This is a genomic window from [Empedobacter] haloabium, assembly GCA_008011715.2.
Classification (GTDB): domain Bacteria; phylum Pseudomonadota; class Gammaproteobacteria; order Burkholderiales; family Burkholderiaceae_D; genus Rugamonas; species Rugamonas haloabia.
In genome coordinates, this window is sequence record CP136508.1 from 6398288 (window position 1) to 6423851 (window position 25564).

Here is a 25564-nt window from a genome sequence, read left to right on the forward strand (position 1 = left end):
AGCACTGCGCCGCGACCGGTGACGGCCCCGCATCGAAAATCCTGTTCCTCTGCATTGCTGTTAGCGCATGCCATAGACGACGCTGTCGTCCGGCGGTCTTCTCGCATGTCGGTAGCAGTTATCCGATATTGCGGCCATGCGCGTGCGGTCTTTCCCTGCAATTTGCGGGCTTCCGGGCATCACTTGCTGCTTTAGGCGGACATAGGTAGCTGGTCGGTACAGCATGCTCTGCCCGCCATTGTTGAAGAACCATGTCAGCTCGTAGCGCTCTTGGAGGTCCCTCCGCGCAGAAGAGGCTGGCGCCGTCTGCGAAAACCTAGGCTGGCTTCAAATTATTGCTTTTAGAGGGCAAAGCCGTTAAGCAAAGGCGTCCAAAAGCCTGTTTGGGGCAAAAAATATATACCTATGCTTCGGAAAGAACATTACAATATTGATAAGTTCCTATGCGATCTTCACTCCGATAGCACTGGCCCGATTGAGAGACGGCCTTTGATGGTGGGCCGACTCCGCAAGTATTTCAGCAAGCGGGAAGGCCTGCCACATAGCTCTTTCTTGTAGCACCGGCGCACATAGGGGCTGGCCCGCCTACGTGGCAATCTGGCTCAGCATCGCAGTGGCAGGCGGTGCACTGTCACGGGAGAACGGTGCTCGAGGCTGATGACCATAGATCGAATCACGTTCTATCAACCAAAATTGAATACTGATGAGTGCATCTCACTGTGGCTTCATAAGAAAGATCGGATACGCATTAATTTTAATAACGTTCCAGTCACATGCTTCGAACGCAACGTTGGATGCATCCTGTTACCCTGTGTACCGCAATGCCGGCGCTATTCAAGGCGATGTCAACTGCAAGTCTCAAGCCCTGGATGGCGGTGTAGCCGAAATTTACACATGTTCGAACCGTCTGGAAGGCGCTATTGTTGACACTTCTGATGGTATAGCGGTCGGCACGCCATATTGGTGTGTTGGTGATTTCGCCGCGCGTCTTTGCGGCAGTGATGGGATTTCAATCGCCAATCAGGCCTATTTTAATATTCAGAGACGCGGTGGGAATAAATTTCCTGATGCACCTCCTACCTGCACGCAAATCAATCCCACGACCCTTGCCTGTGGCTCCCTGAATGTAGGGCGGCTCAATAACACCTCACATAATTGTCCGAAAGGCAGCTATTATTCTTATATTTCCGGCTGCACGGAATTTAACTATATATTCCCGAAGCCAGGCAGTACACCCATCGGACCGGATATTTCATCGTCAGTCGGCCGTTTTTGTGAAACCGCGCCCAAGCGGCCACAAATGTGTGTTGGCAATCCAATTGACGTGGCGACCGGAAACAAGCGAACTGTCGAAGTGGATTTTGTCGGGCCAGGGCCGTTCCCTTTGAAAATGGAACGCTACTACAACAGCTCCCCAACCTATGCGGTGGGCCTTGAGAATACGTTCGGGACGGTATGGAGGTCTGCTTACTCAGCGCGAATTTATGCAAGAAACTCGATAGTTTCGATTGTCCGACCTGATGGCACGATAAATATTTTCAGAAAAAACGGAGTTGCTTGGCAGGGAGATGCCGATATCAACGACCGGCTGACGGAGAATCTGGGTGCAGCTGGCGCCAGACTTGGATGGCGTTATGAAAACGCTCAGGATGGCTCTGCCGAATATTTCGATGCCGACGGCCGGATCACATCAATTGTTTCTCGATCAGGTTATACGATAAAATTCAAGTATAGCACTGTTGCGACACCGCGTGAGATAGCGCCTGGAGTCAACTACTTGATAGAGGCAACGGATCAGTTTGGACGGGCTATCACCTTCAAGTGGAATAGTGATGGATATATAGAGTCAATGACTGATCCGATGGCAAATGTTTACCGGTACGTCTATGACGGAAGCATGCTCAAGGCCGTTAGCTATCCAACCCGTCCTGATCAGCAACCGATGGTTCGAACGTATGTTTATAACGAACCTGAACACACCAGCGGCGAGAATGTGCCGACGCTTCTCACCGGCATTATTGACGAGAATGCCGTTCGATTCGCTACTTATGATTATGATACTAATGGTCGCGCAATCGGCACCAAACATGCCGGAGATGTCGAAAAATTTCAGGTGGCATATGATAAAAACCGGGCGGTAGTTATCGACCCGCTTGGCAGCGTGCGGACCTATAGTTTTACGCCGATCGTCGGCTTTCCCAGACTTGGCGCCACCGACCAGCCAGCGGGCTCTGGATGCGCCGCCGCTGCAATGCAAATCGGATACGATCAAAACGGCAATCCCAAATCAGAAACCGATTTCAACGCTAATAAATCGACTTACGTGTTCGATCCGGCCAGGAATCTCGAGAAGTCCCGGACCGAAGCGGCAGGAACACCGAAAGCCCGAACGATCTCGACCGAATGGCACCCGCAATATCGTCTACCAATTCGAATCGCGGAACCGAAGCGGTTGACGACTTTCAGCTATCTACCTAATGGCAATCTCGAATATAAAACCATTTATCCGACTAGTGACCCGGCCGGTGCGCTTGGCCTGAATGTCAAACCAAGTGGCGAGCCGATTAAGTTCTCCTATACCTACTATGATAACGGGCTGCCCAAGTCGGCGGTCGCGCCCCGGTTTGAAGGCGATGGCCCCATCAATGAGACCTACACATGGGAGCAGGGGAACCTCGCCACGATCACAAATGCCGTGGGACACGTGACTACGTTCGGCAACTACAACGCTAACGGACTGCCGCAGACCATCAAGTTACCCAACGGTGTGGAACGCAAGCTTACTTATTTCCCGCGTGGCCAGGTTGAAACCAGCACCGACATTGTAGGCCTCCGCTCGCGCACCACGCGCTACGACTACGAGCTGACTGGGAAGCTGAAGAGAATCACTTTTCCCGATGGCGCGACGGTCACGTATGGCTATGACGACGCGCAGCGGCTGAAGTCGATCACCGATTCGGTAGGGAATAGTGTGATCTACGAGATGGATGACGCGGGAAACCGCCTGTCCGAGAGCGTCAACGATGCCCGAGGTGTACTCAAGCAGCGAATTTCCCGGGAGTACGATGCGCTTGGCCGCCTCAAGGCTGTCACTGGAGCGGTGCAATGAGTACGTTCGCTGATACAAAAGGCCTGCTGAACTCAGAACTGCGCATGACCATCGCCGCTATGCGCACTGCGCTTGCCGCCGCGCTCATTGTGCTTGCGCCATTGAACGCATGGTCGCAGGCTCAGAATTCGACGTCGTACTTTGAATACGATGCGCAAGGCAATCGCAAGAAATTCACCGATCCACTCAATAGTGTTACGGACTATCACGTTGATGCCCTCAACCGGTTGAAACAAACGATCGGCCCGGTTCCAGTTGCCGGCGAAGCTCGTCCCATTATCACTACCGACCACGATGCGCTCGACTATCCGTCGTTTGTGGAAGACCCACGTAGCAAACGCACTTTGTACAGTGTGGACGGTTTTGGCAATCAGACGGTTGTTACATCGCCCGATACGGCGAAGACTACACGTATTCCCGATCTGAGCCAGAATCTGACGGTTTCAGAAACGGACGCCCGTGGCCAGACCGCGACTTACGCCTATGACGATATTGGACGGCCCAAGTCAGTAACGTTCACGACAGGCGCCCCTATCGTATTCGAATACGACGGCGGCCCTGGCGGCCCAGTCAATGCCAAGGGGCAGTTGTCAAAAATGACCGATGAGTCGGGCATTACGACCTATGGCTACAACGACTTTGGTGAACTGGAAAGTAAAACTCAAACCGTGACTGTAGCCGGCAAATCGCTGTCGCATACGGTCAAGTACCGCTATGGGGAAATCGGCCCGGCGAACGGCCATCTCAGCCAGACAATTTATCCCAGCGGGACTCGTCTAGTGATCGGCTTCGACAGCGCCGGCCGTCCGCAGAACCTGTCAATCAATCCGATGAATGGCAGCGGTACCGGAACCGATACATCGAAGGTGGTAAATGTCGTGCTTTACACGGCGTACAATGCCAGCAGCCACGTGGCTGGCTGGACGTGGGGCAACAGCACGTCGACCGTGCCGAACGGTTACTCACGCTCGTTCGACCTCGACGGCCGCATCGACGGCTATACGCTGGGTAACGCCAACATAGCCGGGGCATGGCGTCAGATTGGCTATGACGCAGCAGGCCGCATTAAAACTTACAGGCATGCGACCAACAATACCGTGGTCAAGGCCGCCGCGCTGGACCAGGCATTTGACTATGATGCGCTGGGCAGGCTGACATGGTTTACCTCTGCAACGAGCACCCAGACATACAAGTATGATCCGAATGGGAATCGGATCAGGCTAACGATAGGCAGCTCGACCTACACCAATACCATCGACCCTGCCAGCAACAGGCTGATGGGGACGACAGGACCGGCTCCTGCACGGACCATGCGGTATGACGAAGCCGGCAATCTGCTCAGCGACGGCGTTACCAGTTATACGTACTCTCCGCGCGGGCGCATGGCCACCTCGACGGTGGGCAACACGGTGACAAGCTATCGTTACAACGGCTTGGGTCAGCGCGTGTGGCAAAAGAGCAGTAGTGAGACAGTCAACCCGGCTGGAATTTACGTCTATGACGAAGCCGGAAACTTGCTCGGCGAATACGATACCGCCACGGGCAAACCAGCGCGCGAGATCATCTATCATCAGGGCATCCCGGTTGCGGTGCTGTCGTACCGCGCCACCGGCACTGCCCCCAACCAAGTGTGGAGTACGGAGGTCGGCTACATCTTCACCGACCATCTGAATACCCCACGGGTGATTGCTCGGGCCAGCGACAACAAGGTTGTCTGGCGTTGGGACGACGCGGATCCGTTCGGTGTCGCGCCACCGAACGAAAACCCGAGCGGACTGGGTACGTTTACGTTTAATATGCGTATGCCGGGGCAGTATTATGATCGGGCTACCAATCTGTTTTACAACTACTTCAGGGATTATGAGCCACAGACTGCGGTATATCCAAAGCGATCCGATTGGACTTGCTGGTGGCATTAATACTTATGCTTATGCATCTGGCAATCCGTTGGGTTATACAGATCCGGACGGCCTATCCCCAGTTGGAGTAGCAATTGGTGTCGGCGTTAGGGTCATTGGAGGTCGCGCTGCAGTTGGTGCAATTGGTGCTGCGGCGCGACGTTACGGACCAGTAGCGCGGATCGCGGCCTGTGCTTTGGCTGGTGTGTGCATCCTCCAGGATAAGACGCCAAACGAAGGCGAGCCCGGCTCTTGTCATGTAAATCCGGGCAGCGGCCAAGAGCGGCAGTATGGTAACGACGGGTTGCCCGATTACGATATTGACTGGGATCATAATCACGGCCAAGGAGTACCCCATGGCCATAACTGGGGGCGCAATCCTGACGGCAGTCCCAAACGCGGCCCGGGAGTTCCCGTTTCGCCTTGGCCCCAAGGCCGAAGACCCGGAGGTTAAAATGGAAAAACTAAGCACTTTAGGCTTGCACGACGCGGAATTAGTTGGGCTCGCAATCGATCGCGCTGGTGCGTGCGTGACCCTCCATTTCAAGTTAGAAAATGGCATGCTACGTCAAGCCAGCATTCAAGGATTAAGGGCTTTCCGTGGTGCAGACTTGACGGTACAGAATATTGTCAGCAGAGTGTTGCGTGCCTCACAAGATGAAATTTCACGCGAAGATCAGAATCGCTGGCTCACCTGGGTCACAAGTTTGTCTGACACTTCCTCACGGTTGAGCAATCAATGCAGATCCGAATGGATCGATGCCTTTGCTGCGGGGACTTTGGAGATGGTGGTATTCGAACCTTCAGCGGGCGCAGAAATCGCCGCGGTCTGTGATCGCTTTGACGTGTCCTAAAGCTGCGGCGCGGGGTGTCGACGATCTCGGTTTTTGGATGAGATGTTCAGAGACAAGGATGAAACGGTTTCGTTGATGTTGTTACACGTTGTCCCTTTGCTGCGATATCTCGCCTATAAGGTCAGGCAGTAAGTGGGGGCACGGGGGCTGTGCCGACAACCATACACGAACGGAGCGGTAGTGCAAGTTGACTTCGGCCTGCGTCAGCGTAGGTTGGCGTCGGTCGTGCCCTGCTCGTACCCTGTCGTCTCTTGCCCGCATCCATCGTCTCTTATCCGTACGCTAGCCGCAACTCATTTAGGCACTATAAAAATCGATAACGGCACGCGAAGCCGCGCACCGCAGCCCCCAATCGGCAGGGTAGCCACACCGCCCCGGATGACTTACGATAAGCCGATGCACACAATGGATGCCGCCATGGAAGTCCCCTATTTTCGCAAGACGTTGCTGGTCGAGGATCAGGGACTGACGCGCCAGGCCATGAAGACGCTGCTGGTGCAGTGCGATCCGCGCCTGGAAATCGACGAGGCGCGCGACTTCGACAGCGCCGTGGCGCTGCTGGCGGCGCGGCAGTATGACCTGATGTTCCTCGATTACCAGCTGGGGGCCGGCCAGTCCGGCCTCGACGTGTTGCGCTGGACTGCGGAGCACGAGATCCCCGTGCAGGTCGTCATGCTGTCCGGACAGGACGACCGGGAGACCGTCATGGAGTGCATTCGCGCCGGGGCCAGCGGCTTTATTTCCAAAGCCAGCGAAGACGGCGACGCGACGTTCCGCGCTGCCCTGAACACGATCCTGGCGGGCCAGATTTATCTGCCCAACACCGCGCTGGGCAAGGGCGGCTTCAGCCCGCAGCCGCCGAAGCGCTCCACGTTCGGCGGCGTCGCCCTTTCGCCGCGCCTGACGGAGACGCTGGGCTATATCTGCCAGGGCCTGTCGAACAAGGCGATCGCCCGCAAGATGGGTGTGTCCGACAACACCATCAAGGAATACAGCGGCGACCTGCTGGAGAAATTCGGCGTTCGGCGTCGTACCGAGCTAATCGTGGAGATGGCCCGCCGGGGCCTCGTCATTCCACGCAATTGATCCGCTGCCGCTCGGCCGCCAGGCGCGCGATCGCCTGCTTCAGGCGCTCGGGCTGGACAGGCTTCGACAGCACTTCGTCCACCGACTCTCCCAAGGCCGTGCGAGCCACCTCGGCCTCGCCGCTGACGACCAGCACCGGCGGCAGCGCGTCGCCGCGTGCGGCCGCCGGCAGCACGATATCGAGCACGTCGCGCGCCGTCGCGCCGTTCGGGAAACGGTAATCGGTGATGATCAGGTCAGGCATGCGTTCCAGCTCCTCGGCCAGCGCCCGCAGCGTGGCCAGGTCGCTGGCCGTGTCCACCAGCATGCCCCACTGCGTGAGCAGTGCTTCCATGGCCGCCAGGACCAGGCGATCGTCCTCGACCAGCACGACGTAGCGGCCGGCCACGTCGTTAGCCTCTTCCGGTTCCTCCCTGCTGGCAGAGGCTCCCGATGCCGTGCCGTTCGGGACGTCGAGCGAGAAGTGGGTGCCGCGCCCTGGTTCCGAGGTGAACTCCAGCCGGTGCTCGGGCAGCAGCGAAATCATCGCGTTGACGATGGACAGGCCCAGGCCGAGGCCCTTGTCGCGGTCCCGTTCCGGGTTGTCGAGCTGCACGAACGGCTCGAACACGCGCTGCCACTGCTGGGGCGGGATGCCGATGCCATTGTCGACCACGTCCAGGCGCACGCGCGTGTGCAGCCCGACGGCCCCGACCAGCACGACGGCCGGATGGCCAGGCTCCCGGCGTGCGTACTTGATGCCGTTGCTGACGAGGTTTTTCAGGATGCGGCACAACATCTGGCGGTCGCTCCGGACGATGGCCGTGCGCCGGGTGCGGCGCCCGCAGCGCAGCTCCACCCCGCAGCTGGCAGCGTATGGCGTCAGGTCGGTCACCACTTCGCGCAGCACGTCGGCCACGTCGAAGTCCGACAGTGCGGGCGTCACGACACCCGCTTCCAGCCGCGACAGGTCCAATACCCCGTTGAAGGTGGTGGACATCGCGCGGGCCGAGCGGCTGGCGAGGTCGGACAGCCGGGCGGCCTCCGCGGTGTCGCTGCGCGCCAGCGCCTGCGCCATCGCTTCCAGCGCCAGGCTCAGGCCGAACATCGGCTGGCGCAGGTCGTGCGCGGCCGAGGCCAGGAACCGGGCGTTCGCATGGCTCGCGCGCAGCGCCTGGTTGCGCTGCTCGTCCTTCAGCTGGATCAGCGCATTGGCCTTGACCTGGTTGGCTTCCTTTTCGGCTGCCAGCTGCGCGGCGTGCTGCCGCAATGCCGTGTTGGCCGATCGCAGCTCGCGCGCCTGCAGGAACTGGCTGCGTGCCGTGTGCTCGAACTTGATGCAGATGCCGACGCCGATCGCGGCCACGTTCACGAAGAAGAACATGGCGCGGCCGAATTCCTGCGGCGCCATCAGCGACCAGGACGTCCAGGCCGGCGCGCCATACTGCAGCGCGACGACCACGGCACCCAGCGCCAGCGTCGAATACAGCACCGGCCGCGCGCGCATGTGCAGGAAGCCGTACTGGTAGATCATGACGAGATAGATCGACATGAAGTAGCCGTTGTACGAGATCGCGTCCGGCGTGATGACGCAGATCGCCAGCATGCCGGCCGAGGTGATGCCGACGCCGACGAACATCGCGGCATGGGCATGGCGGTCGTCACTGAACGATGGCCGCAGGGTCCATAGGAACAGGGCCGCCAGGCCGACGCTGGCGACGAGCCGGCAGGCCACCACGGGCAGCAGCGGGAACGTGGGGTCGGCCACGTAGTGACCATAGTCCCAGCCGACCAGCGCGACGACCATCAACAGGGCCAGGAGCGCGGCGGCACGGCGGAACGGTGCGAAACGCCGCCCATGGTCACGCAGGAATTCCGTTTCCAGAAGCGGCGACGCAAACGGCAGCGGCAGTGCGAAGGTGTCGGCAAGGCTGCGCAACGCGCGGCGGCAGCGCCAGTACAGCGCATGCCAGGCAGGCCTTGCGCGCTTACTGCCTGCCGGGTCCGACACGAGCATGTCCTTCCTCCATCAGGGGTACGACGAACGATGACGATAGCATAATGACCATCCCATGCGGTTGCGGCGATGCGACGGGCATCAGGCGTGCACCAGCAGCGGGTACGTCACCAGCAGGAAGCGCAACGCGTTGACGAGGAAATGCGTCAGGATCGCCGCTTCGATGCGGCCGCTGCGCCAGGCCGCCAGGCCATAGCCGACGCCGGCCAAGGTCGCCAGCACGATCATCGCGACGCCGCCACCGGCATGCGCGATCCCGAACAGCACCGATGCGACGCCGATGGCGACGGCGGGACCATGGCGCTTGCCGGCCAGTGCGTTCAGCAGTCCGCCCTGGATCACGCCGCGGAAGAACGCTTCCTCGGCCACGCACGTAAACAGCAGGTTCGTGACAAGGAACACCGGCGTAAATGGCGGCAGCTTCGGATCGACCGCGACGGTGCCGCTCAGGAGCGCGCCCGCCAGCACGACGACGGGCGTGGCCAGCATGAGCGGCCATGCCGGCCGCAGCGCGCGCCAGTCGGCGCGGCGCCGGGCCGGCGCGCAGAAGTACGCGCACAACAGGATGCCGACGGCAGCCTTGTCCACGTTCAGGTACTGCGTCACGGATGCCGCTCCCGGGCTGACCTGCACGCCTTGCAGCAGCAGTGGATTGGCGAAGCCCGGAACCTTGTGCAACGCCAGACCCAGGGCCAGTACGATGACGGCCGCCAGCAGCAGCGGCCGCGCGACGCTGGAGGTGCTGTGCTGGCGCAGGTGGCACAACACCGCGAGCAGCACCAATGCCATGACGCCGGGGAGTGCGACGAAGCCGCCCAACCAGGCGGCCCCAAGGGCCATGACCAGGCATACCGGCCACGCGGCCACGCCGCGCCATGGCGGACACCAGAGCGCGATCACCGCCAGGGCCAGCAGCCAATACGTGGCGGCGATCGAACCCGCCAGCTCACCCATGACGGTCTCGCCGGCGAGGAAGACAGCACGCGGGCCACGATGGCGCGGCGCAATATAGCAGGACGCAAGTCATGGGCAATGGCGGGAGAAGCGGTGACGGGATGGGCTGGCGGCGTGGCGCCAGCCTGGATAGTGCCTATGGTAGCGCCTCGCTGTAAAAATTGCCATATTTCTAAAATTTCCGCCCTGATATCGACGTCGGCAAGGTTGTTGCTGTAACGAAAAATTACCGATGGTGCGGCGCCACATGAGCCAGCCACTATGCGCGCTGCTGTTGTTTTTCGGTCAATTTCAGATTGGCTAGAGGCGGAACAACAACATTATTCGTCGAGGATACATTTCTGCTACACATTCCCGCCGACCTCGCGTTAAGCTGACCTCGCTACCGAGACTTGATCGAAGCAAGCTTGACCTGTCGCTGACGGAGGAAAGCGGCTGCGCGCTAGAATTTCTCCATGTCGCCAGGGCAACTGGGCCTTCCTATGCCTCGCTGTGTTGCCAAAAAGCCTAATGTTCGCAGCCGGTCGCTTGTTTTACTGGTAGTCGTTTTCGGCGCATACGATAATTCCAGCGACCAAGATTGAGATGATTCAATTATTGCTATACAGTTAGCATAATCGCAAAACTTTAATCTCGAAACGGAACCCGATATGGATAACGCCAAAGTCGTTGCAGTGGTAGGGCTCGGATACGTAGGACTGCCGCTGGCAGTGGAGTTCGGTAAGAAGCGCACGACTATTGGTTTCGACCTGTCGGAGGCCAAAGTCGAGAATTACCAGCGCTTCGTCGATCCTACCGGCGAAGTGTCGACCGAGGACCTGCGCGCCGCCACCCACCTGACCGTCTCCACCGATCCCGCCGTGCTGGCCCAGGCCGACTACATCGTCGTGGCCGTGCCGACCCCGGTGGACATCGCCCACAATCCCGATTTCGGCCCGCTGATCGGCGCCTCGACCAGCGTCGGCAAGCACATGAAGCGCGGCGCCATCGTCGTCTACGAGTCCACCGTCTACCCTGGCGCGACCGAGGAGGTGTGCATCCCGATCCTGGAAAAGCACTCCGGCCTGAAGTGGAAAGAGGACTTCCACATCGGGTTCTCGCCCGAGCGCATCAACCCCGGCGACAAGCAGCACACGCTGACGACGATCCTGAAAGTGGTGTCCGGCGACGACGCGCCCACGCTGGACGCGATCGCGCAGCTGTACGAATCGATCGTCACGGCGGGCGTCTATCGCGCCTCCAGCGTCAAGGTGGCCGAGGCGGCGAAGGTCATCGAGAACACCCAGCGCGACCTGAACATCGCGTTGATGAACGAGCTGGCGATCATCTTCGACAAGATCGGCATCGACACGCTGGAAGTGCTGCAGGCCGCCGGCACCAAATGGAACTTCCTGCCGTTCCGGCCGGGCCTGGTCGGCGGTCACTGCATTGGCGTCGACCCGTACTACCTGACCCACAAGGCCGAGATGATCGGCTACCACCCGCAGGTGATCCTGGCGGGCCGCCGCATCAACGACGGCATGGCCAAGTTCGTGGCCGAGAAGACGGTCAAGCAGCTGATCGCCGCCGGTTGCCACATCAAGGGTGCCAAAGTCAACGTGCTGGGCCTGACGTTCAAGGAAAACTGCCCCGACCTGCGCAACTCGAAGGTGGCCGACGTGGTCGCCGAGCTGCAGTCCTTCGGCCTGGACGTGCACGTGCACGACCCGGTGGCCGAAGCGGAAGACGCGATGCACGAATACGGCATCCGCCTGGAGAGCTGGAGCGAGCTGCCGCAGGCCGACGCACTGGTGGCGGCCGTGTCGCACAAGGAGTTGCTGGCGTTGTCGCTGACCGACTTCACCGAAAAGCTGGTGCCGGGCGGCTGCTTCATCGACGTCAAATCGCAATTCAACATGGCCGGTCTGCAGGAAGCCGGCTTTTCCGTCTGGCGCCTGTAAGGCGTCCGCCGCGGGAGGCCTGGCCTCCCGTGCTTCCGGCAAGTCGCCGGACATAAAAACACTGGAGGCATGCAAGCTGTGGGCAAGTTCGAGGAAGTGCAGGCGCATCTGCGCGAGCGGCAATATCGCTGGCTGGTAACGGGTGCCGCGGGCTTTATCGGCTCGAACCTGGTGGAGGCCTTGCTCAAGCTCGGCCAGCGTGTCACGGGCCTGGACAACTTCGCCACCGGCCACCGGCACAACCTGGACCAGGTACGTGACGCGGTCGGCGCGCGCTGGTCCGGCTTCGATTTCATCGAAGGGGACATCCGCGACCTGGCGACATGCGCGCGCGCCTGTGCCGGTGCCGACTTCGTGCTGCACGAAGCCGCGCTGGGTTCGGTCACGCGCTCGCTGGAAGATCCGCTGCGCACGCACGAGACCAACGTCACGGGCTTCCTGAACATGCTGGTCGCGGCACGCGACGCCAAGGTGCGCCGCTTCGTCTACGCGGCGTCGAGCTCCACCTACGGCGACCATCCCGGCCTGCCGAAGATCGAGGACCGCATCGGCAAGCCGCTGTCGCCGTATGCCGTGACGAAGTACGCCAACGAGCTGTATGCGGACGTGTTCGCGCGCAGCTACGGCATCGAGTCCATCGGCCTGCGCTACTTCAACGTGTTCGGGCCGCGCCAGGACCCCAACGGCGCCTATGCCGCCGTGATCCCGCAGTGGGTTGCCGCGATGATCGGCGACCGGCCGGTGTTCATCAACGGCGACGGCGAGACCAGCCGCGACTTCTGCTTCATCGACAACGTCGTGCAGGCCAACATCCTGGCCGCGACGGCGCCGCACGGCGCCAACCAGGTCTACAACGTGGCGGCGGGCGAGCGTACCAGTCTCAATGAGTTGTACCGCATGATGCGCGCGCTGCTGCAGGACCGCTGCGCGCACCTGCGCGGCAAGGAACCGCATTACAAGGACTTCAGGGCCGGCGACGTGCGCCATTCGCAGGCCGATATCACCAGGGCGCGGGAGTTGCTGGGCTATGCGCCGACGCATCGTATCGACGCCGGGCTCAGGGAAGCAATGGAATGGTACGTGCTGCACCTGGCTGACGCCAGCTAAAACGATTGCCGGGGGGAAGCGGCGTGGGGACGCCGCCGCTCACCGGCAGACAAAAAGAATGTCCAGCCCTGGGGGGTGAAAATGCTGCGAATATCCAACCACTACATCTCCAAAGTAGTGTTCAGTTTGCTGTTCCTGGAAGTTCTGATCTTGATCGGCTCGTTCTATGCGGGCGCCGGCCTGCGCTTTTTCGATGGCGAGGCGTTCGCGCTGCCCAAGCTCGATCACTTCTTCATGTCCGCCTGCGTGTTCGCGGCCGCGATCGTATTCAGCATGAGCGCGCTGGGTATGTACCAGATCAATTTCAAGGCCGGCATGCGCATGCCGTTCTTCCTGCAGCTGATGCCCTCGTTCGCGATGGCCTTCGGCATCCTGACCCTGGTGTTCTACATCGCGCCGGACCTGCACTTCGGCCGCGGCATCCTGGCGCTGGTGTTCACCATCTCCGGCACCGGCATCGTATTGGCGCGGCTGATGGTGCTGAAGACCTCCGAGTCGAGCATCCTGGAGTCGCGCCTGATCTTCATCGGCTGCGGCACGCTGGCGAAGGAATGCGGCGAGCTGGCCCAGCGCGCCGGCAACTATCGCAAATACCACATCGCCGGCTACGTGCCGGTACCGTCGGAAGACGTGTGCGTGCCGGAAGACCGCCTGCTGAAACTCGAGCCGGGCCGCTCGCTGGTGCAGCTGGCCAACCAGCATCGCGTCAGCGAGGTCGTGGTCTCGGTGCAGAACCGCCGCGGCGGTACCTTCCCCATCAAGGAACTCCTGGAATGCAAGCTGTACGGCATCCACGTGACCGACTCCACCACGTTCTTCGAACGCGAGACGTGCCAGATCCGCATCGACTCCGTGCAACCGAGCTGGCTGGTGTTCGGCGGCGGCTTCGACCAGAGCTTCGTGCGCGCGTTCATGAAGCGCAGCTTCGACGTGGCCGTCAGCCTGCTGCTCCTGTTGGTCTCGCTGCCGGTGATGCTGCTGACCGCCCTGGCCATCTACATCGAGGACCGCGCGCCGATCTTCTACTCGCAGGAGCGGGTGGGCAAGGACGGCAACGTGTTCCGCGTGCTGAAGTTCCGCAGCATGTTCACCAATGCGGAGAAGGGCGGCACGCCGCAGTGGGCGGCGAAAAACGATCCGCGCATCACCCGCGTGGGCAACATTATCCGCAAGCTGCGCATCGACGAGCTGCCGCAGGTGATCAATGTGCTCAAGGGCGAGATGAGCTTTGTCGGTCCGCGCCCGGAGCGCCCCTACTTCGTCGACCAGCTGACCGAGCGGGTGCCGTACTACAACGTCCGCCACAGCATCAAGCCCGGCATCACGGGCTGGGCGCAGGTGCGTTACGGCTACGGCGACTCGGTCGAGGACGCGGTACAGAAGCTGCAGTATGACCTGTACTACGTCAAGAACAACAGCCTGTTCCTCGACGTGCTGGTGTTGATCGACACCTTCAAGGTCGTCGTGTTCCGGGGCGGCAGGTAAGTCGCAGGTGCGTTCCTGATGCCGATCGGTACCGCGATCTTCAGCTACGCCAGCGCCGCGCTGGCGTTTGCATTATTGTGCCTGCTGTTGCTGACGCGTTGGCGCGGCCGCCCGCACGCACTGGCCGTGGCCGGCGCCAGCGCCGCGATGGTGCTGTGGGGCGGCGCGATGATCTGGCTGGCGCTGGGCGGCCGTCCCGTGCTGCTGGCCAGCGGCGCCGAATGGCTGCGTGACGGCGCCTGGACGGCCGTGCTGCTTGCGTTGCTGGGGCATCTGGGCAGCGCGCCGGGCGAACGCCGGCGCAGCCGCGCCGTGCCGATCGTGGCGGCGCTGTACGCGCTGCTGCTGACGGTCAGCGCGGGCGAGCGCTGGCTGCCGGCCGCGCTGGTGTTTCACGTGACGGTCGTCGGACGCGTCGGCCTGGCGGTGCTGGGCATGCTGCTGGTCGAGCAGCTGTACCGCAACAAGGCGGTGGAGGAGCGCTGGGCCATCAAGTTCGCCTGCCTGGGCATCGGCGGCATCTTCGTCTACGATTTTTACATGTACAGCGACATGCTGCTGTTCCGCGAGATGAACGCGGAGCTGTGGGCGGCGCGTGGCATCGTCAACGCGCTGACGATGCCGCTGATCGCCGTGTCGCTGGCGCGCAGTGCCGCCTGGTCCGGGCAGATCGCCGTATCGCGCCGCATGCTGTTCCATTCCGCCGCGCTGATCGGCTCCGCCGTCTATCTGCTGGCGATGAGTTCCGCCGCCTATTACTTGCGGTTTGTCGGCGGTGCCTGGGGCTCGCTGATGCAGCTGGCCTTCCTGTTCGGTGCCAGCCTGCTGCTGGCCGGCATCCTGTTCTCGGGCAGCTTCCGCGCCTGGCTGCGTGTCTTCATCAGCAAGCATTTTTACCGCTATAACTACGACTACCGCGAGGAGTGGCTGCGTTTCACGCGCACGCTGTCGCAGCAGGGCCCCGGACTCGGTGAGCGCAGCATCCAGGCGCTGGCGGCGCTGGTCGAAAGCCCCGGCGGCGCGCTGTGGCTGCGCCGCGGGACGGAGGACAACGCCCGCTTCGAGCCGGCCGCGCACTGGGAGACGGTGCCGGGCAGCGCGACGGAACCGGCCGACTCGCCATTCTGCCGCTTCATCGAACAAAAACAATGGGTGGTCGACCTGACGGCCTCCGGCGCCGCGCATGCCGATGCGGCCCTGCCGGCATTGCCCGAGTGGCTGCGCACGTTCCCGCGCGCGTGGCTGGTCGTGCCGCTGATGCAGCATGGCCGCCTGGCCGGACTGGTGGTGCTGCAGCAGCCGCGCAGCGCGGTCGCGCTGAACTGGGAGGTGCTGGACCTGTTGAAGGTGGCCGGCACCCAGGCGGCCAGCTACCTGGCGCAGCAGGAGGCCGACAATGCGCTGATGCTGGCGCGCCAGTTCGACTCGTTCAACCGGCTGTCGACGTTTGTCGTGCATGACTTGAAAAACCTGGTGGCGCAGCTGTCGCTGCTGACGGCCAACGCGGAAAAGCACCGCGACAATCCCGAGTTCCAGCGCGACATGCACGAGACGGTAAACTACTCCGTGCAGAAGATGAAACTGATGCTGCAAAAGCTGAGCCGCAGCGCCACACCGGAACGTGCCGTGCCGCTGGCATTGGAGCATCTGCTGCAGCAGGCCGTGGCCTTGAAGGCCGCGTTCGAGCCGCGCCCCGTGCTGCAGATCGAGCGGCCGGGCCTCTACGTGCTGGCCGATGCCGAGCGCCTGGCGCGCGTGCTGGGCCACCTGATCCAGAATGCCATCGAGGCGACGCCGCGCGACGGCCGCGTCACGGTGCGCCTGTGCGGTGATGGCGACGGCGCCTGCGTGGAGATCAGCGACACCGGCCAGGGCATGAGCGAGCAGTTCGTGCGCGAGCGCCTGTTCAAGCCGTTCGACTCGACCAAGTCGGCCGGCATGGGCATCGGCGCCTTCGAAAGCCGCGAATACATCCACGAGCTGGGCGGCCGCCTGGATGTGCGCAGCGAACCAAGCCAGGGCACCACGTTCACGGTGCGCCTGCCCGTGCACCGCGCGGACGCCATCGAACGAGCCGCCTGAAAAAACACCGCAAGAGGACTGTTGTGACGCAAACCAAACCGAAGCTGCTGATTATCGAGGACGACCCGGGGCTGCAGAAGCAGCTGCGCTGGAGCCTGGATGCGTACGACGTCGTGGTCGCGGGCGACCGCGAGGCCGCGCTGGCGCAGCTGCGCCGCCACGAACCGGCGGTCGTGACGATGGACCTGGGCCTGCCGCCCGATCCGGACGGGGCCACCGAAGGCCTGGCCACCTTGCAGCAGATGCTGGCGCTGGCGCCGGACACCAAGGTCATCGTCCTGACGGGCAACCAGGACCGCAGCCATGCCGTCAACGCGATCGCCATGGGCGCCTACGATTTCCACCAGAAGCCGTGCGAACCGGAGCTGCTGAACCTCGTGATCCAGCGCGCCTTCGTGCTGCACGGGCTGCAGCAGGAACACCGCCGCCTGCAGCAAAGCCAGGCCGACTCGCCGCTGGCCGGCATCATCAGCCGCGACCCGGTGCTGATGAAGGTGTGCCGCAACGTCGAGAAGGTCGCGCCCAGCTCCGCCACCGTGATGGTGCTGGGCGAAAGCGGCACCGGCAAGGAAGTCATCGCGCGCGCGCTGCACCAACTGAGCCCCCGCGCCAAGGAACGCTTCATGGCGATCAACTGCGCCGCCATTCCGGAAACGCTGCTGGAAAGCGAATTGTTCGGCTACGAGAAGGGCGCGTTTACCGGCGCCGTCAAGCAGACCAAGGGCAAGGTGGAGCTGGCCCATGGCGGCACCTTCTTCCTGGACGAGGTGGGCGACCTGCCGCTGCCGTTGCAGGCGAAGCTGCTGCGCTTCCTGCAGGAGCGTGTCATCGAGCGGGTCGGCGGCCACGAGGAGATTCCGGTCGACGTGCGCATCATCTGCGCCACGCACCAGAACCTGAAGGCGCTGGCCAGCACGGGGCGCTTCCGCGAAGACCTGTACTACCGCCTGTCCGAGATCGTGCTGACGATCCCGCCGCTGCGCGAGCGCAGCGGCGATGCCGTGCTGCTGGCGCAGCACTTCAAGAACCGCTTCTGTGGCCAGGAAGGCCGGCCGGCGCTGCATTTCAGCCCCGACGCGCTGGCGCAGATCGCCCGCCATGACTGGCCCGGCAATGTGCGCGAGATGGAAAACTGCATCAAGCGCGCCGTCATCATGGCGGACGGTCCCGCCATCACGGCCGACGACCTGGGCCTGGGCCTGGCCGATGGCGAGGAAGAGCCGTTCAACCTGCGCCAGGTGCGCGAGGAGGCCGAGTACAAGGCCATCGTCAAGGCACTGGCGCGGGTGGACGGCAATATCGTCAAGGCTTCCGAGCTGCTGGGCGTGAGCCGTCCGACGTTGTACGACCTGATGGAGCGGCACGCGATCCGGACCAGCCTGCAGGCGGTCTGATGCGCCTGCTGCTGGGCGCGTATGCCCTGCTGCTGGTGTACGGCAGCCTGTATCCATTTGCCTGGGGCGAACCGCCGCCATCCCTGCTGGCATTCCTGGCCATGCCATGGCCGGGGCACCTGGACAAGGGCGACGTCGTGCAGAACCTGCTGGTCTACATGCCGTTTGGCCTGATGGTCGTGGTGGCGCGCGGGCCGCGCCAGCCGTTCGCCGTCGCACTGGCGCTGGCTGCGCTGGCCGGCAGCGCGATCAGCTTCGGTGTCGAGGTGGTGCAGCAGTACCTGCCGGCGCGGGTACCGTCGCTGGTGGACGTGGCGATGAACTTCACGGGCAGTGTCATCGGCGCCATGCTGGGCGCGCTGGTGCGGCGCGATACGGTGGCGGGCGCCAATCTGCTGCGCTGGCGCGACGCCTGGTTCCGCCCCGGCCCCCTGGTCAACACCGGATTGATCGTGCTGGGCCTGTGGTTCCTGTCGCAGACCAGCCCACTGGTGCCGTCGCTCGACATCGCGCAGTTGCGCCATGCGCTGGGCAATCTGTACCGCTCCGGCACCGATCCAGGAGCGTTCAGCGCCGGCAAACTGTTCGTGCTGCTGTGTTACCAGGCCGGCCTGGGGCTGCTGCTGTGCGCCCTGCTGCAGCCGGGCCGGCCGTTCATCCGCCTGTATTGTGCGCTGACGGCGGCCGTGTGGCTGGGCAAGTTGCTGGTGGCGGGACGCGTGCTGTCGGTCGAACTGATCCTGGCAAGCGTGCTGGCCGTGCCGCTGTTGCTGGCCATGCGCGGTGCCTCGCTGCGGCTGCTGGCTGCCGGTGCCGTAACGCTGCTGGCGGCTGGCCTGACGCTGTATGAGCTGTTGCCGTCCAGTGCTCCACCGTATGCCTACGGTTTCAACTGGGTGCCGTTCGAGGGGCAGATGAATGGCCTGAACGGCTTCGAGAACATCCTGGAGTTTCTGTGGCCGACGATGGCGATGGCCTGCCTGGCGCGCCTGGCCGTGCCGTTTCACCGGCAGGACGCGTGCGCGGTCGTCGGCGGCATGGCCGTGGTGCTGTGGGTGTTCGTGCTGGAGTGGTTGCAGTTGTCGATTCCCGGGCGTTTTGGCGACATCACGCAGGTGACGTTGGCAGGACTCGGGTGGATCGTGCCGTGGTGCGTGCCTTTGCACTCAGCGAGGAGCTGGGGTCGGACCCACCGGGTCTGACCCCGGAACTTCCACCGGCTCCACCTTGCCATCCCACTTGCCCGCATCGACCAGCATCTTGCGCAACCCGTTCAACGGGAAGCCCAGCTGATAGGCCTTTTTGGCATGCTGCACGGCCAGCGGGTAGTTCTTCGCGTGGGCGTAGGCGATGCCGGCGTTGTAGTTGACGGAGGCGTTCTCCGGCGCCAGCTCGGCCGCCTTTTTCAACAGCGGCAGCGCGCGTTCGGTCTGGCCCAGCTGGTACAGGTACTGGCCATAGGCGGCCCAGGCCGTGCCGTCGTCGGCCTTGAAGCGCACCGCACGTTCGAAGTAGCACTCGACGGCGTAGCGGGCACCCGGCAGCTGCGGCGTCTTCTGCCGCAGCGCCACCCGCGCCATCGTCGCCAGCGCCTTGGTGTGGTTCGGGAATGCGCGCAGGGTGTAGTCGAGGTCTGCGCCCAAGGTGCCCGTGTTGCCCTTCAGGCCCTGCTGCACGTCTTCCGTGAAGTGGGCCATCTCGACCAGATACAGTTGATCGGGATCGGGCGTGCGGTAGTCGAACGGGCCGAACGCATTGGCGAGGTCGCCGCAGAACGGCTTGGCAAGCGCAGGGCCGGCGCACAGCGCCAGCAGCAGGGCCGCAGTAAATCGGAGGGTCAGCATGCTTCGCTCGTTCCTTTCAGCCCGTTCGGTACGGTGACCGTCACCTGTTCCAGCAAGCGCGCCAGTTCGGCCGTGCGGGCGCGGCGCGAGTTGGCGGCGATCGCATCAGAGGACGCCAGCGGCGCCTGGCCGGCTTCCGCCAATTGCAGGAAGCGCAGCAGGCCGGCCTGGATACCGTCCTTGTCGTCCAGCGGCGCGATCGTGTCGATGCCGGCCTGGCGCAGCGCGCTGGCGGTGTCGCCGGTGGCGTCCGTCAGCGCCAGGATCGGGCGACGCGCGCGCAGGTATTCGTACAGTTTCGCCGGAATCTGGTGGTTGCAGTTGGTGGCCTGCAGCACCAGCAGGCCGTCGGCGTTGAGCATTTCCGCCAGCGCGTCGCGATACGCCACGTGCGGCGCCAGGCTGACGATGTCGCCGATGCCATGTTTCGCGATCAGGCCGCCCAGGTAGTCGTCGTGCGCGGTGGCCCGCAGCACGATGCGCAGGCGCGCGGCCGTCACCGTGCCGGCGGCCCGCAGCGCGGCGAGCACCTCGAACAGCGGAATCGGGTCGCGTTCGGACGGGTAGATCACGCCGCTGTGGACCAGGGTGAACGGCCGGCCCGCCAGCGGTACGGCGGGCTGCAACAGGGCGGCGGCGTTGGCGAAGTTCTCCTCGTCGTAGCCGTTCTCGATCAGCGCGAAGCGGCTGGCCGGAATATGCGGGAAGCGCCGCGTGTAGGTGACGATGGCACCCGGCGTGGTGCAGACGGCCAGGGTGCAGTGTTTGATCGTCTGCGCCTCGAGCCAGCGGTAGACGCGGCGCGTCAGCGGGTCGTTCGGGTAGTCGACGTCCGTCATCGGGTCGCGCAGGTCGGCGATCCACGGCAATCCCGTCAGGCGGTGCAGCACCAGGCCGATCACCTTGGCGCTGGCGATCGGGTAGGTGGTCCAGATGACTTGCGGGCGGTGCCGCCGGATCAGGCGCAGGCCGGCGGGAATGGCGCCCAGGCACCAGGACACCCAGCGGTCCGGCAGCGCCATCCAGCCCAGATAACGGCCGCGCAGCGACAGGTGGCGCGACGTGTCCAGCGCGAACGCGCGGTGCACGATGGCCTCCGGTGGAATCTCCGCCAGCTGGTCGCCGCCGCTGTTGGCATAGGCGCGCGGATGGGCCGACAGCACCAACGGCTGCCAGCCGTGCTGCGGCAGGTATTGCGAGAATTTCAGCGTGCGCTGGATGCCGCTGCTGCCGCGCATCGGCGGATAGTGGTAAGCCACCATCAGTACGCGGCCCTTGAAGTCGGTCACCATGAGCGCACCCATGCGGCAGTCCAGCCGGCGACCTGGTCGCGCCACTCGCGCCGCGAGAACGTGTGATCGGCCGCCGCCAGCGTCTGGCGCTGCACGCGTGGGTCGGCCAGCAGCTTTTGCCACGGGCGCGAAGCCTTAACCATGTCGAGAAACTCCTGCGCCGTCAGGTCGGCGCCGCTGGTGATCAACAGGATCGGGCCCCTGAAGCCCTGCCAGCCCGCCAGCATGCGTTCGCGCAGGCCGGGGGCAGGCACCGCCGGCGTCGGCACCTGCATTGCCGGCGCTGCGCCGCCACGGGCGCTGCGTACCAGCCCAACGAGGGAACCAAGCGAGCCGCGCACGTCGAAGCGGCCGCTGACGAGTTTCTTCCAGAATGCCGGCTGCAGCAGCCGCGCAACGTAATAGTGTTTCAGCGTGGCGCGCGCCAGGCCGTCGCTGGTGCGCGCCCACGGGTTGGCCAGCACCAGGCCCGCCACGCGGCGGTCGTGCCGGGCATAGAACAGCGCCGCGCTGGCGGCGTCGCACAGGCCCCACAGCACCACTTCCTGCATGCCCGGCACGGCGGCGATAAAGCGGTCGATCGCGGTGCGCAGATCCAGGTCGACGGCCTCGAACGTGCGCGGATCGCCGCCGCTGTCACCCATGCCCCGGTAGTCGAAGCGCATGGCCGGAATGCCGGCGGCGGCCAGGCTGCGCGCCAGCAGCGCGAACTGGCGGTGGCTGCCGGCCCGGTATTGCGGGCCGCCCACGACGATCAGCACCCCGCGCCGGGCCAGCGCGCCGGGCCCGATGGGGCTCAGTACGGCCGTCAGCCAGTCGCCGTCGCAGGGAAAGCACAGCGCTTGTTCGTCAGGCTGCATGGATCGTCCCCGTCAGCGCGGCGATGGTGGCGTCCAGCAGCGCCGGGCACTCGGCGATTTCCTGCGTGGCCCAGAATTGCGGTCCTGCGACGGCCTGCGTGCGCACGTGCGCGCCCTGCCGGCACCAGGCCTCGGCGACGCGGGCGGCGGCCGGCGGCAAGGGCCGGGCGGCATCGGCCACCAGCTCGAACCAGTGGACCGGGCATGCCGGTGGTGGCAGCCTGGTGGCATCGAGGTGGTCGAGCGCCTGTGCCAGCGCGGGCGCCAGCGTGTAGCCGGCGATTTCCAGCGGCTGGCCGGCCGCCAGCACCTCGCGCAGCGCAGCGGTGCCGCCGTTGTCGCCGCCTTCCGTCAGCATCTGGCTGGCCACTTTCAGGCGCAGGAACTGCGTCAGCGCCTGGCTGCCGTTGAGGACGGGTTGCCACAGCAGCAGTGCAGGGGGCGCGTTGCCGTGGCGGGCGTGGTCGAGCGCGAGCAGGGCACCCAGGCGCAGGCCCCACAGCGCGACGGCCTGGCCGCTGCGCTCGTGGAGCCAGGCGGCGCCGCGTGCCACGTCGTCCAGCCAGCCCTCCCACGTGGCGTCGGCGAAGTCGCCGGCGCTGTCGCCGCAGCCATGCAGGTCGATCTGCAGCACGGCATGGCCACGCTGCGCCAGTGCGCGCGCCTGCAACGCGACCATGCGGCGCGCCTTGTTCATCTCTTCGGCAAAGGGGTGCAGGAACAACCAGGCGCCGCGGCAGGGGCCAAGCGGCGCGTGGTACAGGCAGAAGCGCGCCGCCGCGCCGGTATCCAGGAAGAAGGGCTGGGGTGGCGATGCGGCGGCGTGCATGATGTGACGCGGCTTACGCCGTCAGTTTGTGCTTGACGAAGGCCGTCAGGCTGCCCAGCGTGGCAAAGGTTTCGGCGCTGATCTCGTCGTCGTCGACACTGAAGCCGAAATGCTCCTCCAGCGCGCCGATCAGCTGGACCACGGCCATCGAATCGAGTTCGGGGATGCTGCCCAGCAGGGCCGAATGCTCGTCCAGCGACTGGCCGGCCGGGCCCAGTGCCAGCACGTCGATGACGATGGTTTTGACTTCTTCCAGATACATATTGACTACTCCGTTGATGGGGTTTCCTGCCGCACCGGAAGAGCTGCCGGCAAGGGCGCCGGCGCGGTGGAAGGCGCGACGGCGGCGCGCAGGCGGCCCAGCAAGGCGGTACGGTCGTTCACGCTGGCGTGCAGCTGCTGCAGCACCGGCCAGCGGTAATGGTTGACATGGTACATGGTCCGGATTTCATCGGTCCAGCGGGTATGCCAATCCATCACCTTGCCATAGAACTCCAGGCGGGCGTGCTGCGCTTGCGCAAACAACTGCTGGCAGCATTCCTCGCGCATCAGCAGCGTGGGCGACAGGCTGGCCGGCACGCTTTCGTCGTAGGTGGTCTTGAGCACGATCAGGGCGCCGCCGCCTTCGATGCACAGGTCCATCGCCACCAGCTGCTGGTCGAACCAGTAGCGGTACACGGCCGCCGCGCCGCGCCGGGCGAAGCCGGCCAGCATCGCCGTATAGAAGCGGCCCTGCGCGTTGTCAGGATGGATCGCGGTGCCCAGTTGGGCCTTCCAGCCGGCGCTTTCCAGGCGGCCGTAGTCGGCGACCGCCGCCGCCATCTGCTCCGGCAGGCGGTCGACCTGCATGCGCGTGACGACGCCTTCTTTGGCCAGCCGCGCGCGCTGCTTTTTCAGGTTGCTGCGCAGGTTCTTGCCGCGCGCGTTCCAGTAGTCCTCGAAGCTGCCCCGGATCGTCACGTGCGCGGTGCGGATGTAGTCGACGGTGCGCAAGGTCGCGCTGTCGGCGGGGCGGGGTTCGAGCTGCGGGTCGCGCTGCGTCAGCCCGACCATCAGTGCCGCACCGGGCAGCGCCCGCGTCAGGCCCGCCAGCAGTTCGCCCAGCGTCAGGCCGGGACGGTGCAGCCACAGGCCGATCGGCGCCTGCGAAGGCTGGAACGCCTCCCACACGCCGCGCCCGCGCGGCACCAGGAAGCCCATCGCCTTGACGCTGGCGCCATCGGTGCCGATGACGAGGCGTTCGCGCCCGTCGCAGAACTGTTCCAGCAGCGGGCGCACGAATTCCGGCTCCAGCAGCGGCGAAGCGAGCGTGTCGCGATTGAGAATGCGCCAGGCATCCGCGTGCGCCGCGAACTGTGCGGCCGGCAGGACGGTCCATTTCATCATGACGCTCCCGGCGCGCCACGGCACGCGTGCCGATGCACCTGTTCGATCATCCAGGCCAGTTCGTCCTCGCGCAGCTCCTGGTGGCAGGGGAACTGCAGCACCCGGCGCGACAGATCGACGCTGGTGGGGCACACGGTCGCATCGACGCCCGGCCACAGGTATTCGCCGAAGCGGATCACCGGCACGCCGTCCTGCTTCAGGGCGCGGAACAGCGCCTGCGGCTCGTCGCACAGCAGCGGGAACACCCACGGATAGACGCCATCCGGCAGTCTATCGAACAGCGGGCGGCAGCCGGGCAGGCCGGCCAGCGCCGCCTCCAGGCGCAGGTAGTTGCGGCGCCGCAGCGCGCCCATGCGCCGGCGCGACACGATTTTCACCATCAGGCGCGCAAACAGCGACGAGCGTTTGGTCAGCCAGGCCGGATCGAAGCCGAAGCCGCCATCGGACGATCCCGGCGCCAGCGCCGGTCCCGTGCCGTGGCGGCTGGCCTTGATGCGGCCCCACAGCGCGTTCTTCGCCATCATCGGCAGCGCCAGCAGGGCGCGCAGCACGGGCAGGCGGCCGTAGGCAAAGCCGTCTTCCACGGTGCTCAGCACCACCTTGGCCTCGAAGCCCAGGCCGGCCGACTGCAGCCGCACGGCGTCGAGCGGATGACGGCTCGAGACCAGGCAACCGCCTTCGTACACGGGGAAGAACTTCATGCTGCTGGCGATCGCATAGTCGCCGAAGGAGCCCAGCGGGCGGCCCCGGTGCTCGCCCAGGAACGAGTGGGCGCAATCCTCCAGCAGCCGGATGCCGCGCGCATCGCACAGCGCGCGCAGGGCGGGCAGCGGCTGGTGAAAGCCGAAGTAATTGGTCGCCATCAGCACGCGGGTGCGGCCGTCGATCTTGCTCGCGATATCGTCCAGGTCGACGCTGGTGTCGGGATGGATGCGGTAGAACACCGGCGTGGCACCGGCCCAGATGACGGGCTCGATCATCGACGCGCAGTGATAGGACGGCACCAGCACGGCATCGCCGGCACCCACGCCCATCTCGCGCAGCGCCAGCGCGATGGCCACGCGGCCGCTGGTGACGAAGCGGACCGCGCCCGCGTCGAGGATCGACGGCACGGCCGGCGCACCCAGGTGGCGCAGCGAAGCCAATGCCGCCAGCGACAGGCGCGGCGACACGGGCAGGCGGGAGCGGGGGAAGGCGGGCGGCACGGCCTCATGCGGGACGGCGTGCGGCTTCACATCTGAAAAGCTCATATTTCCCATACGCGGCTCTTGGTTCCAATACCGGTCTCGCTTGCGCCCAATTGCCCCAGTATAACCTGCGGTATCGCAAAGATCTTGCTGAAAAAGCATTACGGTCGAGTGCGCCGGAATTGTGTTGTTTATTTGATATATCCGGCCTGGTTTTCCGCTCTGGCCTTGCCAAAAAACAGAAATTGATAAGTTGTAAAA

General features: G+C 64.0%; 19 protein-coding genes. 10 read left to right on the plus strand and 9 right to left on the minus strand.

The features are described 5' to 3' along the window. Positions 1–811: 811 nt before the first annotated feature. The 4 genes from E7V67_027980 to E7V67_027995 all read left to right on the plus strand — a co-directional run bounded on the left by E7V67_027980 (position 812) and on the right by E7V67_027995 (position 6947). Complete coding sequence (locus E7V67_027980; protein ID WUR13475.1) at positions 812–3109, plus strand: DUF6531 domain-containing protein; 2298 nt, start codon at positions 812–814, stop codon at positions 3107–3109. Continuing rightward, positions 3106–5028 (plus strand): RHS repeat protein, encoded by a 1923-nt coding sequence (locus E7V67_027985; protein ID WUR13476.1) that lies wholly within the window; start codon positions 3106–3108, stop codon positions 5026–5028. Before E7V67_027980 ends, E7V67_027985 begins: the two co-directional genes overlap by 4 nt. Positions 5029–5363: 335 nt before the next feature. Further along, positions 5364–5861, plus strand: coding sequence for a hypothetical protein (locus tag E7V67_027990; protein ID WUR13477.1), 498 nt, complete (start codon positions 5364–5366; stop codon positions 5859–5861). Between the two features lie 417 nt (positions 5862–6278). After that, complete coding sequence (locus E7V67_027995) at positions 6279–6947, plus strand: response regulator transcription factor (protein ID WUR13478.1); 669 nt, start codon at positions 6279–6281, stop codon at positions 6945–6947. On the opposite strand, the gene E7V67_028000 is transcribed toward E7V67_027995, so the two are convergent. Together E7V67_028000 and E7V67_028005 are read right to left on the minus strand one after the other, a co-directional pair. Next, a complete protein-coding gene (locus tag E7V67_028000; protein WUR13479.1) occupies positions 6931–8943 on the minus strand; it encodes a hybrid sensor histidine kinase/response regulator in 2013 nt (670 codons plus the stop codon). The two genes, E7V67_027995 and E7V67_028000, sit on opposite strands and share 17 nt — an antisense overlap. Positions 8944–9024: 81 nt before the next feature. Continuing rightward, on the minus strand, positions 9025–9897 hold the full coding sequence (locus tag E7V67_028005) for a CPBP family intramembrane glutamic endopeptidase (GenBank protein WUR13480.1): 873 nt from the start codon (positions 9895–9897) through the stop codon (positions 9025–9027). 650 nt (positions 9898–10547) lie between these two features. Between E7V67_028005 and E7V67_028010 the strand changes: the two genes are divergently transcribed. The 6 genes from E7V67_028010 to E7V67_028035 all read left to right on the plus strand — a co-directional run bounded on the left by E7V67_028010 (position 10548) and on the right by E7V67_028035 (position 19107). Further along, a complete protein-coding gene (locus E7V67_028010; GenBank protein ID WUR13481.1) occupies positions 10548–11837 on the plus strand; it encodes a nucleotide sugar dehydrogenase in 1290 nt (429 codons plus the stop codon). Positions 11838–11906: 69 nt separating this feature from the next. Continuing rightward, positions 11907–12944, plus strand: coding sequence for an SDR family oxidoreductase (locus E7V67_028015; protein WUR13482.1), 1038 nt, complete (start codon positions 11907–11909; stop codon positions 12942–12944). Between the two features lie 81 nt (positions 12945–13025). Further along, the gene (locus E7V67_028020) at positions 13026–14429 is read left to right on the plus strand and encodes a TIGR03013 family PEP-CTERM/XrtA system glycosyltransferase (GenBank protein ID WUR13483.1); all 1404 of its coding nucleotides are present in this window, start codon (positions 13026–13028) and stop codon (positions 14427–14429) included. An 18-nt stretch (positions 14430–14447) separates the two neighbouring features. Beyond that, positions 14448–16511 (plus strand): PEP-CTERM system histidine kinase PrsK, encoded by a 2064-nt coding sequence (prsK, locus tag E7V67_028025; GenBank protein ID WUR13484.1) that lies wholly within the window; start codon positions 14448–14450, stop codon positions 16509–16511. 23 nt (positions 16512–16534) lie between these two features. Beyond that, positions 16535–17905: a PEP-CTERM-box response regulator transcription factor gene (gene prsR / locus E7V67_028030; GenBank protein ID WUR13485.1), complete on the plus strand. Its 1371-nt coding sequence runs from the start codon at positions 16535–16537 to the stop codon at positions 17903–17905. Then, positions 17905–19107: a VanZ family protein gene (locus E7V67_028035; GenBank protein WUR13486.1), complete on the plus strand. Its 1203-nt coding sequence runs from the start codon at positions 17905–17907 to the stop codon at positions 19105–19107. Before prsR ends, E7V67_028035 begins: the two co-directional genes overlap by 1 nt. Here E7V67_028035 and E7V67_028040 read toward each other — a convergent pair. Genes E7V67_028040 through E7V67_028070 form a run of 7 tightly spaced genes read right to left on the minus strand, consistent with a single transcriptional unit; the run spans position 19072 to position 25366 of the window. After that, entirely contained in the window at positions 19072–19749 is a 678-nt protein-coding gene (locus E7V67_028040; protein WUR13487.1) for a tetratricopeptide repeat protein, read from the minus strand. The genes E7V67_028035 and E7V67_028040 overlap by 36 nt on opposite strands. Continuing rightward, a complete protein-coding gene (locus E7V67_028045; GenBank protein WUR13488.1) occupies positions 19743–21053 on the minus strand; it encodes a glycosyltransferase in 1311 nt (436 codons plus the stop codon). The genes E7V67_028040 and E7V67_028045 overlap by 7 nt, the downstream gene beginning before the upstream one ends. Continuing rightward, positions 21035–21901, minus strand: coding sequence for a hydrolase 1, exosortase A system-associated (locus E7V67_028050; protein WUR13489.1), 867 nt, complete (start codon positions 21899–21901; stop codon positions 21035–21037). The genes E7V67_028045 and E7V67_028050 overlap by 19 nt, the downstream gene beginning before the upstream one ends. After that, complete coding sequence (locus tag E7V67_028055) at positions 21891–22730, minus strand: hydrolase 2, exosortase A system-associated (protein WUR13490.1); 840 nt, start codon at positions 22728–22730, stop codon at positions 21891–21893. Before E7V67_028055 ends, E7V67_028050 begins: the two co-directional genes overlap by 11 nt. Positions 22731–22743: 13 nt before the next feature. Further along, positions 22744–22992, minus strand: a complete 249-nt coding sequence (locus tag E7V67_028060; GenBank protein WUR13491.1) for an acyl carrier protein — start codon at positions 22990–22992, stop codon at positions 22744–22746. A gap of 5 nt (positions 22993–22997) precedes the next feature. Further along, entirely contained in the window at positions 22998–24116 is a 1119-nt protein-coding gene (locus E7V67_028065; GenBank protein ID WUR13492.1) for a GNAT family N-acetyltransferase, read from the minus strand. Next, positions 24113–25366, minus strand: a complete 1254-nt coding sequence (locus E7V67_028070) for an aminotransferase class I/II-fold pyridoxal phosphate-dependent enzyme (GenBank protein ID WUR13493.1) — start codon at positions 25364–25366, stop codon at positions 24113–24115. The genes E7V67_028065 and E7V67_028070 overlap by 4 nt, the downstream gene beginning before the upstream one ends. Positions 25367–25564: the final 198 nt, after the last annotated feature.

Coding starts and splice junctions, on each gene's coding strand:
- E7V67_027985 (WUR13476.1), top strand. CDS start 3,106: ATGAGTACGTTCGCTGATACAAAAGGCCTGCTGAACTCAGAACTGCGC.
- E7V67_027990 (WUR13477.1), top strand. CDS start 5,364: ATGGCCATAACTGGGGGCGCAATCCTGACGGCAGTCCCAAACGCGGCC.
- E7V67_027995 (WUR13478.1), top strand. CDS start 6,279: ATGGAAGTCCCCTATTTTCGCAAGACGTTGCTGGTCGAGGATCAGGGA.
- E7V67_028000 (WUR13479.1), bottom strand. CDS start 8,943: ATGCTCGTGTCGGACCCGGCAGGCAGTAAGCGCGCAAGGCCTGCCTGG.
- E7V67_028005 (WUR13480.1), bottom strand. CDS start 9,897: ATGGGTGAGCTGGCGGGTTCGATCGCCGCCACGTATTGGCTGCTGGCC.
- E7V67_028010 (WUR13481.1), top strand. CDS start 10,548: ATGGATAACGCCAAAGTCGTTGCAGTGGTAGGGCTCGGATACGTAGGA.
- E7V67_028015 (WUR13482.1), top strand. CDS start 11,907: ATGCAAGCTGTGGGCAAGTTCGAGGAAGTGCAGGCGCATCTGCGCGAG.
- E7V67_028020 (WUR13483.1), top strand. CDS start 13,026: ATGCTGCGAATATCCAACCACTACATCTCCAAAGTAGTGTTCAGTTTG.
- prsK (WUR13484.1), top strand. CDS start 14,448: ATGCCGATCGGTACCGCGATCTTCAGCTACGCCAGCGCCGCGCTGGCG.
- E7V67_028035 (WUR13486.1), top strand. CDS start 17,905: ATGCGCCTGCTGCTGGGCGCGTATGCCCTGCTGCTGGTGTACGGCAGC.
- E7V67_028040 (WUR13487.1), bottom strand. CDS start 19,749: ATGCTGACCCTCCGATTTACTGCGGCCCTGCTGCTGGCGCTGTGCGCC.
- E7V67_028045 (WUR13488.1), bottom strand. CDS start 21,053: ATGGGTGCGCTCATGGTGACCGACTTCAAGGGCCGCGTACTGATGGTG.
- E7V67_028050 (WUR13489.1), bottom strand. CDS start 21,901: ATGCAGCCTGACGAACAAGCGCTGTGCTTTCCCTGCGACGGCGACTGG.
- E7V67_028055 (WUR13490.1), bottom strand. CDS start 22,730: ATGCACGCCGCCGCATCGCCACCCCAGCCCTTCTTCCTGGATACCGGC.
- E7V67_028060 (WUR13491.1), bottom strand. CDS start 22,992: ATGTATCTGGAAGAAGTCAAAACCATCGTCATCGACGTGCTGGCACTG.
- E7V67_028065 (WUR13492.1), bottom strand. CDS start 24,116: ATGATGAAATGGACCGTCCTGCCGGCCGCACAGTTCGCGGCGCACGCG.
- E7V67_028070 (WUR13493.1), bottom strand. CDS start 25,366: ATGAGCTTTTCAGATGTGAAGCCGCACGCCGTCCCGCATGAGGCCGTG.